The following is a 16,598-nucleotide window of genomic DNA, read 5'->3' as shown; positions in this document are numbered from 1 at the left end:
TATATATATTCTTTAAATAAATAATCCTTTAACATTGGCTGCAAATAATTTTACAGCGATGGCTAATAAAATAACACCAAAAACTTTGCGTATCACACCTAAACCATTGGTGCCTAGTAAGCGTTCAATTTTTCCTGAAGATTTTAAAACCCCGTAAACCACAACTACGTTAATCAGTATGGCAATTATTATATTTGCTTTGTCATAAGCCGCTCGTAAAGATAAGATGGTTGTCATCGTTCCAGCACCTGCAATCAAAGGGAAAGCTATTGGTACTATTGAAGCAGTCGATGGGTTGTCTTCTTTGTATAAACGAATGCCTAAAATCATTTCTAAGGCTAAAAAAAACAAGACAAACGAACCAGCAACAGCAAACGAATTCGCGTCAATTCCAATTAATTTTAAGATTTCTTCACCTACAAACAAAAAAGCAATCATAATAATTGCAGCTACTAAGGTTGCTTTTTCCGATTGAATATGGCCCATTTTGCTGCGTAAATCAACAATAATAGGTATGCTTCCTACAATATCAATTACAGCAAATAAAATCATACTAATGGTAAAAATCTCTTTCCAATCAAACATATCTGTTTTTTTCTGCAAATATAATAGAATCAAGTATTTTTTAGTCTTAAATAAATGATAACATTTTACTTTTCTTTGAATTCTCAAAAATCAAACTACCTTTGTACCCTTAATTCCTTATATATGTTTCAGCTAAATAAAACCATAATTTCAGAAGAAATTCTAGAAAATGAATTTGTTTGTAATCTTTCCGCTTGTAAAGGCGCATGTTGTGTTGACGGCGATGCTGGTGCACCTTTGACGCAAGAAGAAACGCAAATTTTAGTTGATATTTACCCAAAAGTGAAGCCTTTTTTACGTCCAGAAGGCATTCAGGCCATTGAAGAACAAGGTGCATTTGTGATTGGTACAGATGGGGAATATGAAACCACTTTAATAGAGGGTAAAGACTGTGCTTATGTAATTTTTGATGGTCAAACGGCACTTTGTGGGATTGAACAAGCCTATAACGAAGGGATTGTAGATTGGAAAAAACCAGTTTCGTGTCATTTGTATCCAATACGTGTTAAAGAATATACAGACTTTGCCGCAGTTAATTATCATAAATGGCACATCTGTTCTGATGCTTGTGCCTTAGGTAAAGAATTACAAGTGCCTATTTATAAATTTGTGAAAGAAGCTTTAATTCGAAAATTTGGCGAACAATGGTATCAAGAATTAGAGAAAGTGGCTGAAGAAATGAAAAAGTAAAAATCAAAAATAACAATTTAAAAACGCTCAAATTAGTTGGTTTTTCAATGGTTTGAGCGTTTTTTATTTTCAAATGTTAAATTTGTAAAATATTGATATACAATAAGATAAATTTGATATTTTCTATTGAGGTAAAATTTAGCTTTGTTAAAAACTTCGTCTAATTGTGAATAAGTTTGACTTTTATTTTCCATTTGATTTAACAAACTTTGTAAACCCCAAAATCACAATTGAAATAATTTTTTAATCAAATTAAAATCAAACAATTATGTCTGTAGTAGAACCAATTTTAGCTGAAAACAAAGATCGATTTGTAATCTTCCCTATTCAACACCATGATATTTGGGATTTATACAAAAAACAAGAAGCTTGTTTTTGGACCGCAGAAGAAATTGATTTGCATCAAGATATTACAGATTGGAGTACCAAATTAAACGATGATGAACGTTATTTTATTAAACATATTTTAGCGTTTTTTGCTGCATCTGACGGAATTGTAAATGAAAATTTAGCTGAAAACTTTGTTAGTGAAGTACAGTATTCTGAGGCTAAGTTTTTCTATGGATTTCAGTTAATGATGGAAAATATTCACTCTGAAACCTATTCTCTTTTAATTGACACCTATGTAAAAGACGAAAAGGAGAAAAATATATTATTTAAAGCGATTGAAAATTTTCCGGCAATTGCCAAAAAAGCGGATTGGGCTTTAAAATGGATTGACTCACCAAGTTTTGCAGAACGTTTAATTGCCTTTGCAGCTGTAGAAGGAATTTTTTTCTCAGGGGCTTTTTGTTCGATTTATTGGTTGAAAAAAAGAGGATTAATGCCAGGATTGACGTTTTCGAATGAATTGATTTCTCGTGATGAAGGTATGCACTGTGATTTTGCTGTTCATTTACACAATAATCACCTAGTAAATAAAGTTTCTAAAGATAGAATTACAGAAATTATTACTAACGCTTTAGATATTGAACGTGAATTCATTACCGAAAGTTTACCGGTTAGTTTAATTGGTATGAACGCTAAATTAATGACGCAGTATTTAGAGTTTGTTACCGATAGATTACTGGTGGAATTAGGTTGTAAAAAAGTATACAACGTAACTAATCCTTTTGATTTTATGGATATGATTTCATTGGAAGGTAAAACTAATTTCTTTGAAAAAAGAGTAGGAGAATACCAAAAAGCGGGTGTAGTAAACAACGATGCTGGTGAAGATAAATTTAGTTTTGACGCTGATTTTTAATTAAATCGAAACAACACCCAAAAATCTAAAAAAAACAAATAAGAAAACAACTAACCCCATTATAAAAAGTAAGTTATGTACGTAGTAAAAAGAGATGGACGAAAAGAACCGGTATCATTTGATAAGATTACCGATAGAATTAGAATTTTATGCTATGAACTAAATGAACGTGTAGATCCAGTTAAAGTGGCTATGCGTGTTATTGAAGGTTTGTATGACGGCGTAACTACTTCAGAGTTAGATAATTTAGCGGCTGAAACAGCGGCTTCTATGACGGTTACACATCCCGATTTTGCTCAGTTAGCAGCAAGAATCGCGGTGTCTAACTTACATAAAAATACCAAAAAATCCTTCTCGGAAACGATGTTGGATTTGTACCATTATGTCAATCCTAGAACAGGTAAAAAATCACCTTTATTGGCTGATGATGTGTATGAAGTAATTATGGCTAACGCCGAAAAATTAGATTCAACAATCATCTATAACCGTGATTTTAACTATGATTATTTCGGTTTTAAAACCTTAGAGCGTTCATATTTATTAAAGATTAATGGTAAAATTGTAGAGCGTCCGCAACACATGTTAATGCGTGTTTCGGTTGGGATTCATTTGAACGATATTGATGCGGCCATTGAAACCTATGAATTAATGTCGAAGAAATTCTTCACGCATGCTACACCAACGTTGTTTAATGCAGGAACACCTAAACCGCAAATGTCGTCTTGTTTCTTATTAACAATGAAAGATGACAGTATTGATGGAATTTATGATACTTTAAAACAAACGGCTAAAATTTCGCAATCGGCTGGTGGAATTGGATTATCAATTCACAATGTGCGTGCTACGGGGTCTTATATTGCAGGTACAAACGGAACTTCTAATGGAATAGTTCCTATGTTACGAGTTTTTAATGATACGGCACGTTATGTTGATCAAGGAGGGGGAAAACGTAAAGGTAGTTTTGCTATTTATGTGGAACCTTGGCATGCAGATATTTTTGATTTCTTAGACTTAAAGAAAAACCACGGTAAGGAAGAAATGCGTGCGCGTGATTTATTTTATGCGATGTGGATTTCCGATTTATTCATGAAGCGTGTAGAAGCTGATGCCAATTGGACATTGATGTGCCCGAATGAGTGTCCAGGGTTGTACGATGTCTATGGAGATGAATTTGATGCATTATACGAATCGTATGAGTCTGCCGGAAAAGGTAGAAAAACAATTAAGGCTCGTGAATTGTGGGAGAAAATCTTAGAATCGCAAATTGAAACGGGTACGCCTTATATGTTGTATAAAGATGCCGCGAATAGAAAATCGAACCAAAAGAATTTAGGTACTATTCGTTCGTCTAACTTGTGTACGGAGATTTTAGAATATACTTCAGAAGATGAAATTGCGGTATGTAATTTAGCTTCTATTTCTTTACCGATGTTTATTGAAAATGGTCAGTTTAATCACGATCATTTATATAAAGTTACTAAACGTATTACTCGTAACTTAAATCGAGTAATTGATAGGAATTATTATCCGGTTGAAGAGGCGTATAATTCAAACATGCGTCACAGACCTGTTGGTTTAGGGGTACAAGGTTTAGCAGATGCTTTCATCATGTTACGAATGCCATTTACTAGCGATGAAGCAAAACAATTGAATCAAGAAATATTTGAAACCATTTACTTTGCTGCAGTTACTGCTTCAATGGAATTGGCGAAAGAAGAAGGACCGTATTCAACATTTAAAGGATCGCCAATTTCTCAAGGTGAATTCCAATACAATATGTGGGGCTTACAAGATTCTGATTTATCAGGTAGATGGGATTGGTCTTCTTTACGAAAAGAAGTAATGGAACACGGGGTACGTAACTCCTTATTGTTAGCGCCAATGCCAACCGCTTCTACCTCTCAAATATTAGGAAATAATGAAGCTTTTGAACCGTATACGTCTAACTTGTATACCAGACGTGTATTATCCGGTGAATTTATTGTGGTAAATAAACATTTATTACAAGATTTAGTAGAATTAGGCATTTGGAATGAAGAATTGAAACAAGAAATTATGCGTAATAATGGTTCAATTCAAAATATTGCTGGAATTCCACAGGATATTAAAGATTTATATAGAACTGTTTGGGAAATGAGTATGCGTGATATTATTGATATGTCGCGTCAAAGAGGCTACTTTATTGATCAGTCACAATCGCTAAACTTGTTCATGGAAGGGGCAACTATTGCTAAATTAAATTCAATGCACTTCTACGCTTGGAAATCTGGTTTAAAAACAGGTATGTACTACTTACGTACTAAAGCTGCGGCTAATGCTTTACAGTTTACCGTTGCTAAAAAACAAGAATCTGAACCTGAAGTAGTTCAAGTTGAACAAGAAATGACCGCAGAAGAATTTAGAGCGATGATTGAACGTTCTAAAAATGCAGGCCCTGAAGATTGCGAAATGTGCGGGTCTTAATATAATTGTATAGTCTAAACAGCTGTCCAAAAAGTGATTATTCTGTCAAACTGAACTTGTTTCAGTTTCTAAAAACACTAGTTTTATTGGTGTTTAGATTCCGAAATAAATTCGGAACGACAAAAGTTAACTTTTTTGACAGCTGTTTTTTTGTATTTTAGAACTTTCGAAAACAATCAACATGAAGGTAATAAAAACCAATTCAGATCATCCTGATTTTAAAAAATTGTCGACGCTGTTTGATGAATATTTAGTCGATATTGATGGTGATGAACGTGAATTTTTTGCGCATTATAATAATGTGCAACTCGATCATGTTTTGGTAGTTTATTATGAGGAACGCGCGGTGGGTTGTGGTGCTTTTAAAAAATACGAGGAGGATACTGCTGAAATAAAACGCATGTTTGTACTTCCAGAAGCCCGAGGAAAAGGGATAGCTAATATGATTTTGACTGAAATTCAAAGTTGGGCTATTGAACAGGGTTTTGCGCATTTTATTTTAGAAACTTCCCCTAAATTACATCATGCAATTGCGTTGTATACCAAAATGGGTTATCAATTTATTCCTAATTACGGACAATATATTGGTGTAGAAAACAGTGTGTGTATGAAGAAGTAAAATAAATTGTTACCTTCGTGCTTCTAATATAAATTTTCTCACGACCATGATGCAATGGGAACAATTATTGTCGTTAAAAAGACAAGGCGATACCAGTAAACGATTACGAAAAGAACAAGATGATACTCGTTTAGGATTTGAAGTTGATTACGACCGAATCATATTTTCATCTGAATTCCGAATCTTACAAGATAAAACCCAAGTGATTCCATTGTCTAAAACCGACTTTGTGCATACTCGATTAACGCACAGTTTAGAAGTTTCGGTGGTAGGCCGTTCCATTGGTCGGTTAGTAGGAAAACAAATATTAGAAAAATACCCGCATTTAAAAGAGGTGCATGGCTATCAATTAAATGATTTTGGAGCCATAGTAGCAGCAGCTTGTTTAGCGCACGACATTGGTAATCCTCCTTTTGGACATTCGGGTGAAAAGGCTATTGGAGAATATTTCGCTTCCGGAAATGGACAAAAATACAAAGAGCGCTTAACACAAAAACAGTGGCAAGATTTAATTGATTTTGAAGGAAATGCCAATGGTTTTTCCATTTTAACCTCAAGTAGAGAAGGGGTAGAGGGTGCCTTGCGTTTGTCCTATGCGACTTTAGGAACGTTTATGAAATATCCCAAAGAGAGTTTGCCTAAAAAACCTACTTCGGCGATTTGTGATAAAAAATATGGTTTTTTCCAACAAGATGTGTCTTTTTTTCAGGAAGTCGCCCAGGAATTAGGGTTGTTGGTTAATAAAAAATTACCCGATATAGGTTTTCATCGACATCCTTTGGCGTTTTTAGTCGAAGCGGCAGATGATATCTGTTATACCATTATCGATTTTGAAGATGGTATTAAACTAGGGTTAATTGAAGAAGAATTTGCCTTAGAATACTTAATTAAATTAGTTCAAAAATCCATTGATTCTAAAAAATACAATGAGTTAATCACTAAAGAGGATCGAATTAGTTATTTGCGTGCACTGGCTATTGGTAGTTTAATTCAAGATGCGGTTCGAATTTTTATGGAAAATGAAACAGCTATTATGAACGGTGAATTTGATGTTTCATTGATGGAAAAGAGTCAATATAAAGCACAAATTGACGATATTATAAAGATTAGTGTGAATAAAATTTATCGATCAAAAGAAGTAATTGAAAAAGAAATTATAGGTTATAAAGTAATTCACTCATTGTTAGATGCGTTTTTAACGGCCTATGTAAATAAAATTAATGCAAATGAAACAAACTTTGACCGATTGATTTTAAATATGTTACCTCAAAAATATCAGGTTGAAAAATCAGATTTATACGGACAACTTTTAAACATTTGTCAGTTTATATCATTATTAACTGACGGAAAAGCAATTGAACTTTATAAAATTGTTAACGCAAATCGTATTTAAATTGTTAAAATATAAGTTAAAGTAGATTTTTGTTATGAAAAAGTTATAAAATATTTTGTTTTAAATTATAAAACATTAATTTTGAGACATTAAACAAAAAACTTAACTTATGAACAAAAGACTACTTCAGGTTTTCTTATTGTTAAGTGTAATTGGTTTTGCTCAAACTCCAAGTCAGAGAATTCAAAATTACATTAACGAAAATAAGGAAAAATTAAATGTCGCTTCCAATGAAACAACACATTGGCAAATTGAAAGCGAAACAAGTTCTGAATCTATGGGGCTTACTAATTATTTAGTAATGCAAACCTACAATGGAATTAAAGTTGATAATTCTTATATTTATTTTTGGATTAAAAATAATGAAATTATTAATGAGCCAGAAGGTTTTATAAACAATGTAGCGTCAAAAGTAAATACTTCGAATCCTGTTTTAGGAGTAGTAGAAGGATTTTCAAGTGCTTTAACAAAATTAAATGAACCTGTTTTTACAAGTTCTGTTATTTCAACAGATAGGAATAAATATAAATTAGCAAATGGGATTTTAACCGAAGATCCAGTTTCAGCTGAGTTAGTATATTTTCCAAACCAATCAGGTAATTTAGTTTTATCTTGGAGTTATGAATTTTATTCTCAAGATGCAAAACATTTATGGAAAGTTAAAATTGACGCATCTAATGGGAATTTATTAGAAAAATATGATTTAGTTCATAATTGTAATTTTGGTCCAAGACATAATCATGATGCATGTGTTGGAGGTGTTAAAACATTAAATGTTGCTTCTAAATTATTCAAAAATGAGCAAACAGCAATGATGTTAACGCCAGGAACAACAAATTATAGAGTTATTCCTTTTAATTATGAAAGTCCGAATCATTCTTCTAGACAATTAATCACTAATCCTGAAGCTACAACTGCTTTAGCTCCATTAGCTGTTGCAGCTTCTCCAAATGGATGGCATAATACAAATGGTACAATTGGTGGTGGTACTGCTGCAACTCAATTTAATTATACTAGAGGGAATAACGTATTTGCGTATTCTGATTTCACAAATGTAAATCCGGCAAATCCAACAACTTATACTAATGCTTCTGCTGGAACATATCCAAATTTAACATTTGATTTTGCTTACCCTGGAAATGGTGTAGTTGCATCAACGTACATTGCTGCTGCTACGACCAATTTATTCTATATGAATAACATCATGCATGATGTTTGGTACCAATATGGTTTCAATGAAGCTAATAGAAATTTCCAAGCGGTAAACTATGGTAGAGGTGGAGCTCAAGGCGACGCAGTAAATGCGGAGGCACAAGATGCATCACAAGCGACTACGCCAAGTTTTAATAATGCAAATTTCTCAACTCCTTCAGATGGTTCAAAACCTAGAATGCAAATGTATTTATGGAATGAGAAAAAGCCATTATTATTTACTGTAAATACAGGTACTTTAACGGGTACAAATTATACTGTTCTAGATAATGGATTTAATCCTGGACATGTTGATTTGCCTGTTTTACCAGCCATGTTGACAAACAATTTAGTTTTATATGATGATGGAACTCCTGATACATCAGATGCATGTTCGGCACCAATTAATGCTGCTGCTTTAAGTGGAAAAATTGCAGTTATAAGAAGAGGAACATGTAGTTTTGTTCAAAAAGTTAAAGCTGCGCAAGATGCTGGTGCTGTTGCTGCAATTATAGTAAATAATGCTGCTGGTTATGTATTAATGGGTGGAGCTGATGCAACCATTACTATACCCGCTATTAGCATGTCTCAAGCAGATGGAGAAGCGTTAATTGCTTCAATGGCTTTAGGTACTGTTAATATTTCAATGGCGCAACAAGAAGTATTTGTTAATGCTGATGGCGACTTTGATAATGGTATTATTGCACACGAATATACTCATGGTATTTCAACACGTTTAGTTGGTGGTGGAGCAGGAATGAATGGTTCAGCTGAGCAACCTGGTGAAGGATGGTCAGATTGGGCATGGTTAATGATGCAAATTAAAGCAGGTGATACAGGAACAAACGCAAGAGGAATTGGAACTTTCGCTATGAATCAAGCGACTAATGGACCTGGTATTAGAGAATATAGATATTCAACAGACATGAGTGTTAATCCTCATACCTTTGGTGATACAAATGATCAATGGTATACAGATACAAATGGAAATGATCAAGTTGATGTTCATGGTTTAGGATCGATTTGGGCAGTAATGTTATGGGATTTAGCTTGGAATTATATTGGTAAATATGGTTACGATGCAAATATTTACAATGGTACTGGTGGAAATAATAAAGTAATGAAATTGGTTATAGATGCAATGAAGTTAACTCCTTCGAATCCTACATTAATTCAGTGTAGAGACGCAATTATTCAAGCCGATTTGAATACAACTAATGGACAAGACTATTGTTTGATATGGCAAACTTTTGCTCGTAGAGGTATGGGTATTAATGCTACATCAGGAACTAAAATTGGTGTTACAGGAGTTCAAGATCAAGTAGAAGATTTTACAGAGCCTACCCCAGGGTCAACGCCTGCAACTGGTTCAAACTGCGTTTTAGCTGCTAGTTATTTCCAAGATAGTGATTTGTTTAGAATTTATCCAAATCCAACAAATGGTGATTTAAATATCGCAATTCATAACTATAATGGAGATTTAGGAATAAAAGTATTTGATTTAAAAGGAAGAGAAGTTTACAACCAAAATGTAAATAGCTTTAACGTTGAAAAATCAATCAATTTAGGTAACTTATCAACTGGAGTTTATGTATTAAAACTTCAAGGTGAGAATTTAAATTACACACAAAAAATTGTTATCAAATAATTGTAGTAAATAGAATTAAAAAGGCTGTGATTTTTCACAGCCTTTTTTGTTTTATATTAAGTCAACATTTAAATATTTGCAATAAAGGATTGTATAATGTATAGATAAATTTAATCGTATTAAAGTTGTACTAAGAATGCTTAGTGTTTGTTTACGTGTTATAGTATGCTTATCAAATTACTAAATTGAGATGGATATAAAACAAATTGTTCCTCAATAAATGAAGCACAATAAGTGTAAGTTAAATTGTTATATTTTAATTTTTCTTTTTACCGAATAATCCTTTAATTCCATCTTTCACGGCATTACCCACTTGCTCTTTTGGAGTTGAGGTAGTTTTAGTCGAATCTTTAGGAGTGTTGTTTTTAGTTCCACCTAAGATATTAGTTAATGCGCCTGTACCTTGATTGATTAATTTTTCTTTTTGCATTTTTACTAATTGCGTCGTCAAATTAGTAGTAGCTTGTTTTAAATCGGTAGTAATCTTTGGATTTTTAAATGTCCCAATCATTGTTGCATTTACAGGTACATTTTCAATTTTATTGGCATCAGCAGGTGTAAGTTTTGCAATTAAGTTATTTACATCTTTACCTAAATATTTTGCAGGAACATCAAATTTTAAATTATAATCCATGTTTTGATCAAATCCATGCGAACCAGCTATTTGAACCCCAACATCTTTATGTTTGATAGTAAATGGTTTTATGTTTACTTTTCCGTTTTTAAATGATAATGCTGCAGAAACGTCTTTTAAATTGATATCTTTCAAATCAATGAAAGAAGCTTTATTATCTAATTCAGTTAATAAAGTTGATCTTGATTTATTCAAAGAACCCGAAATAAATTTGCCCATTAAATCACCAGTTAAGGTATTTAAATTTGGTAGCATAGATTGGTTTAAAGTTCCACTTAATTGAATAGTAGAATTCATTTTACCATTGATAACCTCTGCTATTGGAGCAATTGTTTTTAAGGTATTCATCAACGAGAAGGTTTGTCCAACATCTACTTTGTCTAAACCTAAATTCATATCAAAAGTAGGAACTTTGCCTTTAGTAGAAACTAGTCCATTAAGGCCAAGTCTTCCTCCAAACACATCCATTTTTAAATTGCTTAATTTTACAGCTTCGTCTTTAATGGCTACAGTACCTGATACATTTTTCAAATTCAAATTATCATATAGTACAGTATTTGCTTTTGCAGTTAAAGAACAGTCTAAGAAGCTAGGTATTTTAACAGCTTCAGTCTTCTTACCTCCATCTTCAGTTGTGGTTGTGGTTGGAGCCATAAAATCGGAAACAGCAAATGTATTTGAACTCATGTTGAAGTTTCCTTTCAAAATTTGATTTTTGAACAGGAATCCATAGAAATTTTCTAATGCTCCTGTTACGTTAACATCCGATTTTCCTGTTTTTAAACTCAATTGGTTTAAGTTTATTTTTGTTGGATTAAACGCTACATCTGCAATTGAAATACTAACAGGTTTAGCCATTTCTGGACCGGCATAATTAAATCCTGTTAATGTTACTCTTCCTGAATTTTTAATGTTTTGATATTGATTGGTTTCAACAGATTTCATGTCGAAAGCGGTTTTTACATCGGCTTTTAAAATTCCATTAAGTGGTTTTTCTAATTTAACCGGATAGGCCTTAGAGACATTAGCTAAATTGATTACACCTCTTAATTCGGCATTTACCAAAGCATTTTCAGCTATGTTTTTAATATTCGCTTTTGCATTAAATACATCTTGGTCAATTGCAAATCCAAAATTATCAATGTTTACATAAGTGTCATTAACTATTCCAGTTTCATTAACAATATGAGTGTCTATATTGATGTTTTTTACATTTTTTGGTAAATCTTTATAATGGAATGAAGCGTTATTTGATACCATTTCAACATCAAATTTTGGAACAGTTGTGTCGGTTAATTCCCCATTTACTTTTCCTTTTACTTCAAATTTTCCAGTTGTTTCAACTCCTTCTAAATTACCTGCATATTGTTCAGGGATTAAACCTAAGAAGTTTTTGAAATCAGAGCTTGGGGTTTTAAAGGTTAAATTATATACTTGTCCTTTTTCTGCCATTTGAATAAATCCATCAAATTCTAAAGGCAATTGATTAATCAAGGCTTTATTTTCTTTAAACGTGTATTTACTGTTTTTTAAATCGATTCCTAAAATTGCGTCTAATGAAATTTTTGTGTTTTTTAAGAAATTAGATTTATCCATATCAAAACTTACATTAGCTGTTGTTTTAGTATCTAAATCTAATTTTTCTTGAGCAAAATTTCCTGTGCCTTGATGGTTGATACTGTCTAAGACTAATTTCATTTTAGAGGCTTCATCAAGGAAAGTAAATTTTAAATTTTCCACATCATATTTTTCAATACTTAAACTGAAAGGTTTGCTCTCCGATTTTTCTTCTTCAGGTGTTTTGTCTTTTAAAGCAATATCGTAGTTGCCAACACCGTCTTTATTAAAAATGATATTTAAAATAGTATTTTCTGTAGATATGGATTCAATTTTCATTGGCTCATTTGCTCCATTGAATAATTCCATTATACTCATTTTTAAGCTAATATTTTCAGATGAAACGAGTGTTTTTCCAGCAAAAGGAGCTTTGTTAACAATACTTAGTTTTTCAATACTTACATTGGCTTTTGGAAAACTTTTCAATAAGCTTAAATTTACATCTTCAATAGAGACAATAGCGTCAACATTTTTATTGATAGATTCTAGTACCTTGTTTTTAATTTGTTCTTTAAAAAGAAAAGGCACAATGGCTAATACGATAATACTACCGAGAACTGAAATTCCAGTCCATTTCAGTATTTTTTTTGCTTTTGGACTCATAATTTTTTAAATTTAGATGTATGTTACAAAATTAATACCAATTGTAGTTTTTAAGGTAAAATAATGTTAAAAAAAAACGCCGAAATTAAATTTCAGCGTTTTTCTAATTCAAATTATTAAAAACTAATTTCGTAAGGCATAATGGCTTGAATACCTTTACGTTTTTTCATCTTTCTTATTTTATCAATTAAAATATAGTTTTCTTCTCCAATTTCTTCTTTTAAATAAGCTTCTTTTGATTGGTACATTTTAGCACCGGCTAAACTTTCTAAAAATTCATTGAAATTTTTATTGTATTCTGGATAAGTTTCTACTCTATATTCTTTAGATTTTCCTAATGTGGCAGCGTGTTTAATTGCAGCATCTAAATTACCTAGTTTATCAACTAAACCTAGCTTTAATGCATCTGTTCCAGTCCAAACTCTTCCTTGTCCAATAGCATCAACTGCTTCAAATTTCATTTTTCTTCCAGTTGCAACACGGGTCACAAAAGTTTTATAGGTTCGTTCAACACCTTCTAAAGCAATTGCTTTGTATTCTTCTGTTATTGGTTCAAAAGGACTATAGCCACCTGAATTTTTATGTGTATTTACTTGTTCTGCATTAACACCAACTTTTGAAGCTAATTCACTCATGTTAGGCAGCATTCCAAATACACCAATTGATCCGGTTATTGTTGTTGGTTCTGCAAAAATAGCATTAGCGCCACATGAAATGTAATACCCGCCAGAAGCCGCTAAATTTCCCATAGAAACAACAACAGGTTTAATTTTTTTAGTTAATTCTATTTCTCTCCAAATTAATTCAGAAGTCAATGCACTTCCACCAGGACTGTCTACTCGTAAAACGATTGCTTTCACATCTTTATCTTCTCTCGCTTCTTTTAAAGATCGGTTTATAGAACCTTCCCCTATAAAATCCACATCGCCTTCACCGCCATTAATTTCACCTTGTGCATATATTACGGCAATAATGTCGTCTTTCGTTATATCGTCAACGTTAATACTGTTTTTATCCGTATAATCTGTAATGGATATTTTTTTGTATTCTTCGTCGTTAGCTACCTTTAATTTAGATTTAATTGCGGCATGGTATTCGTCTTCATAGGCAACTTTATCCACTAATTTTTGAGCTAATGCCATTTCCGGAGTTCGCGCACTTAAATTTTCGGCAATTGCGTTTAATTGTTCTACAGGTATTTTTCTACTTGCGGCAACATCAGTAACAATAGTATTCCAAACAGAGTTTAATAAGGCTGTCATTTGTTCTCTGTTTTCTGGACTCATTTCTTGATTTAAAAATGGTTCCACAGCACTTTTGTATTTTCCATGACGAATTACCTCAAATTTAATCCCTGTTTTGTCTTGAAAATCTTTGAAAAATAACAATTCTGAATGTAAACCTTTAAAGTCTACTTCGCCAACTGGATTCACATATACCTGATCTGCAACAGAATTGATGTAGTATTCTTTTTGAGTAAAATAATTGGCATAAGCATACACAAATTTCCCCGATTTCTTAAAATCTAATAATTGTTCTCTTAATTCTTTACTTTGAGCTAATCCTAATAAAGATTGGTTGTTAATAATAGAAATTCCTTTGATTTTATCGTCGTTTTTTGCAGATTTTATTGCGTTTAAAACATCAATAAAACCAATTTTAGTTTTTCCTGCAATTAATGCTTGTAAAGGGCTTTCGTCTTTGTATTTACCTGCGTAATCAAAGACAATTTTCGATAAGTCTAATTCAATAACAGAATTGTTTTCAATTTTAATTTCATTTTCACCACCACTTACAACTGCAGCAATTCCAATAAGTATGAAAAAACTAATCACACAAAACAGAAAAATACCAACAACAGTCGCTAATACATTTTTAATAAAATTCATCTTCTTTTAAATTTCAATTTAGTAATAAGTAGCTTGAAATGTTAAAATGTTACATGTTCATAAAATTTAATTTTTAGGCCGAAGTATTTCTAAAATTGTTTGTTATTTTGCAAACGATATGAAAAACCAAAATACAGCACTACTTTCTTTAGGTACCAATTTGGGTGATAGATTGAAAAATCTACAGTTTTGTATTGATGCTATTCATGAAGAAGTTGCAACAGTAGTGCAAGTTTCTCCTGTCTACGAAACACCAGCCTGGGGTTTTGAAGCGGCTCCTTTTTACAATTGTATGATTCAAATTCATACGTTAAAATCGGCGACTAAAATATTGTCTAAGATTCTTAAATTAGAAAAAAAGTTAGGACGTACTCGTTCAGAAAAATCAGGATATCAATCGCGAATTATTGATATTGATATCATTGCTTTTAATGATGAACTAATTGAAACAGAAAATTTAATTGTTCCTCATCCTCGATTAGAAATGAGAAATTTTGTGTTGTATCCGTTAAAAGATATAGCAGGAAAATGGGTGCACCCGAAAACCAAAGAATTGATTTCAGATTTAATTCAAAATTCAACGGATTCTTCAGCTATTGAGCGTGTGGCACATTTGATCAATCCTATTCAAAAAATAAAAAATTTAGAGTTAAATTACATAGCAATTGAAGGGAATATTGGAGCAGGCAAAACAACTTTAGCATCAAAAATTGCTGAAGATTGTAACGCTAAACTCGTTTTAGAACGTTTTGCAGATAATCCTTTTTTACCTAAGTTTTATAAAGATCAAAGTCGATATGCTTTTCCATTGGAAATGTCTTTTTTGGCAGATCGTTACCAACAATTGACCGATGATTTGGCGCAGTTTGATTTGTTCAAAGATTTCATTGTTGCCGATTATCACATTTTTAAATCGTTGATTTTTGCCAAAGTAACGTTGCAAGAAGATGAATATCGTTTGTACAAAAACCTGTTTGATATCATTTATAAAGAAATGCCTAAGCCCGATTTGTATGTGTATTTGTATCAAAACACCGAACGATTGTTAGCGAATATTAAAAAACGTGGTAGAAGTTACGAGCAAGAAATTCCGGCGGATTACTTGGAAAAAATCAATCAAGGTTACTTGGATTATATTAAAACACAAACCGATTTAAACATTTTAATTATTGATGTTTCCGATTTAGATTTCGTAAAGAAACAGGAAGACTATGTGTTTATTTTAAATGCGATTAAAAAGAAAATTGAAAATTAATTACAACCACATTGATGACGTTTTTTTTATTCAATTTAAATACCTTTCTAAGGAATAAAAACAATAAAATCCTCTGCTTAATAATTTTTTAATCCTTTCAAGAGATGAAAAAAAACTTACATGACTTATAAGTTTAATTATTTCAATTTCTGAAAGAAATCCCAAATTACAATTCCGGCACTTACTGAAATGTTTAAAGAATGTTTGCTTCCTAATTGTGGAATTTCAATCACCCCATCAGATAAGTTAATGGCATCTTGTGAAACCCCTTTTACTTCGTTGCCAAAAATTAAGGCGTATTTTGTTTCTCTTTCAGGTTGGAAGTTGTCTAACATCATGGCATTTTCAGTTTGTTCAATAGAATAAACTTTAACGTTTTCTGCTTTTAATTTCGTAACCACTTCTAAAACATCTTTAGCATATTCCCAAGTTACCGTCTCGGTTGCACCTAAAGCTGTTTTATGAATTTCTTTGTTTGGAGGTGTAGCCGTAATACCGCATAAATAGATTTTTTCAATTAAAAATGCATCCGAAGTTCTAAAAACGGAACCAATATTGTGTAAACTTCTAATGTCGTCCAAAATTACAATAATGGGCGTTTTTTCAGCTTGTTTGAATTCTTCAATATTCTTGCGATCTAACTCGGCGTTGGCTAATTTTCTCATACTGCAAAGATAAATTAATTTGATAATATGGCAACGAGAAATACGCTGTATCAAGGGAATCAACAAATAATAAATTATTTTTATCATTTCCATTGTGTTC

General features: G+C 32.1%; 11 protein-coding genes. 7 read left to right on the top strand and 4 right to left on the bottom strand.

What is annotated here, in order from left to right; all coding sequences use genetic code 11:
* Window positions 1-12: 12 nt before the first annotated feature.
* Window positions 13-585 (bottom strand): MarC family protein, encoded by a 573-nt coding sequence (locus KQS_RS12010; protein WP_014389446.1) that lies wholly within the window; start codon window positions 583-585, stop codon window positions 13-15.
* Window positions 586-708: 123 nt separating this feature from the next.
* Between KQS_RS12010 and KQS_RS12005 the strand changes: the two genes are divergently transcribed.
* The 6 genes from KQS_RS12005 (at window position 709) to KQS_RS11980 (ending at window position 9,835) form a co-directional block, all read left to right on the top strand.
* Complete coding sequence (locus KQS_RS12005; RefSeq protein WP_014389445.1) at window positions 709-1,275, top strand: DUF3109 family protein; 567 nt, start codon at window positions 709-711, stop codon at window positions 1,273-1,275.
* A 268-nt stretch (window positions 1,276-1,543) separates the two neighbouring features.
* Window positions 1,544-2,521, top strand: coding sequence for a ribonucleotide-diphosphate reductase subunit beta (locus KQS_RS12000; RefSeq protein ID WP_014389444.1), 978 nt, complete (start codon window positions 1,544-1,546; stop codon window positions 2,519-2,521).
* A 75-nt stretch (window positions 2,522-2,596) separates the two neighbouring features.
* Window positions 2,597-4,984, top strand: coding sequence for a ribonucleoside-diphosphate reductase subunit alpha (locus KQS_RS11995; RefSeq protein WP_014389443.1), 2,388 nt, complete (start codon window positions 2,597-2,599; stop codon window positions 4,982-4,984).
* Window positions 4,985-5,165: 181 nt separating this feature from the next.
* Window positions 5,166-5,603 carry a GNAT family N-acetyltransferase gene (locus KQS_RS11990; protein ID WP_014389442.1) on the top strand — a complete coding sequence of 146 codons (438 nt, stop codon included), beginning with the start codon at window positions 5,166-5,168 and terminating at the stop codon, window positions 5,601-5,603.
* A gap of 49 nt (window positions 5,604-5,652) precedes the next feature.
* Window positions 5,653-6,996: a deoxyguanosinetriphosphate triphosphohydrolase gene (locus tag KQS_RS11985; protein WP_041252104.1), complete on the top strand. Its 1,344-nt coding sequence runs from the start codon at window positions 5,653-5,655 to the stop codon at window positions 6,994-6,996.
* A gap of 109 nt (window positions 6,997-7,105) precedes the next feature.
* A complete protein-coding gene (locus tag KQS_RS11980; RefSeq protein WP_014389440.1) occupies window positions 7,106-9,835 on the top strand; it encodes a T9SS-dependent M36 family metallopeptidase in 2,730 nt (909 codons plus the stop codon).
* A 256-nt stretch (window positions 9,836-10,091) separates the two neighbouring features.
* On the opposite strand, the gene KQS_RS11975 is transcribed toward KQS_RS11980, so the two are convergent.
* Together KQS_RS11975 and sppA are read right to left on the bottom strand one after the other, a co-directional pair.
* Window positions 10,092-12,689 (bottom strand): AsmA family protein, encoded by a 2,598-nt coding sequence (locus tag KQS_RS11975; protein WP_014389439.1) that lies wholly within the window; start codon window positions 12,687-12,689, stop codon window positions 10,092-10,094.
* Between the two features lie 116 nt (window positions 12,690-12,805).
* The gene (sppA, locus tag KQS_RS11970) at window positions 12,806-14,578 is read right to left on the bottom strand and encodes a signal peptide peptidase SppA (protein WP_014389438.1); all 1,773 of its coding nucleotides are present in this window, start codon (window positions 14,576-14,578) and stop codon (window positions 12,806-12,808) included.
* A gap of 118 nt (window positions 14,579-14,696) precedes the next feature.
* Between sppA and folK the strand changes: the two genes are divergently transcribed.
* The gene (folK, locus tag KQS_RS11965) at window positions 14,697-15,833 is read left to right on the top strand and encodes a 2-amino-4-hydroxy-6-hydroxymethyldihydropteridine diphosphokinase (RefSeq protein WP_014389437.1); all 1,137 of its coding nucleotides are present in this window, start codon (window positions 14,697-14,699) and stop codon (window positions 15,831-15,833) included.
* Window positions 15,834-15,970: 137 nt separating this feature from the next.
* On the opposite strand, the gene KQS_RS11960 is transcribed toward folK, so the two are convergent.
* Entirely contained in the window at window positions 15,971-16,498 is a 528-nt protein-coding gene (locus tag KQS_RS11960) for an RNA methyltransferase (protein ID WP_014389436.1), read from the bottom strand.
* Between the last annotated feature and the right edge of the window lie 100 nt (window positions 16,499-16,598).

It is taken from the genome of Flavobacterium indicum GPTSA100-9 = DSM 17447, assembly GCF_000455605.1.
Classification (GTDB): domain Bacteria; phylum Bacteroidota; class Bacteroidia; order Flavobacteriales; family Flavobacteriaceae; genus Flavobacterium; species Flavobacterium indicum.
This window is presented reverse-complemented; position numbering and strand designations above follow the sequence as displayed.

Excerpts from the sequence above, each read along its gene's own strand:
- KQS_RS12010 (WP_014389446.1), bottom strand. The coding sequence starts at position 585 with ATGTTTGATTGGAAAGAGATTTTTACCATTAGTATGATTTTATTTGCT.
- KQS_RS12005 (WP_014389445.1), top strand. The coding sequence starts at position 709 with ATGTTTCAGCTAAATAAAACCATAATTTCAGAAGAAATTCTAGAAAAT.
- KQS_RS12000 (WP_014389444.1), top strand. The coding sequence starts at position 1,544 with ATGTCTGTAGTAGAACCAATTTTAGCTGAAAACAAAGATCGATTTGTA.
- KQS_RS11995 (WP_014389443.1), top strand. The coding sequence starts at position 2,597 with ATGTACGTAGTAAAAAGAGATGGACGAAAAGAACCGGTATCATTTGAT.
- KQS_RS11990 (WP_014389442.1), top strand. The coding sequence starts at position 5,166 with ATGAAGGTAATAAAAACCAATTCAGATCATCCTGATTTTAAAAAATTG.
- KQS_RS11985 (WP_041252104.1), top strand. The coding sequence starts at position 5,653 with ATGCAATGGGAACAATTATTGTCGTTAAAAAGACAAGGCGATACCAGT.
- KQS_RS11980 (WP_014389440.1), top strand. The coding sequence starts at position 7,106 with ATGAACAAAAGACTACTTCAGGTTTTCTTATTGTTAAGTGTAATTGGT.
- KQS_RS11975 (WP_014389439.1), bottom strand. The coding sequence starts at position 12,689 with ATGAGTCCAAAAGCAAAAAAAATACTGAAATGGACTGGAATTTCAGTT.
- sppA (WP_014389438.1), bottom strand. The coding sequence starts at position 14,578 with ATGAATTTTATTAAAAATGTATTAGCGACTGTTGTTGGTATTTTTCTG.
- folK (WP_014389437.1), top strand. The coding sequence starts at position 14,697 with ATGAAAAACCAAAATACAGCACTACTTTCTTTAGGTACCAATTTGGGT.
- KQS_RS11960 (WP_014389436.1), bottom strand. The coding sequence starts at position 16,498 with ATGAGAAAATTAGCCAACGCCGAGTTAGATCGCAAGAATATTGAAGAA.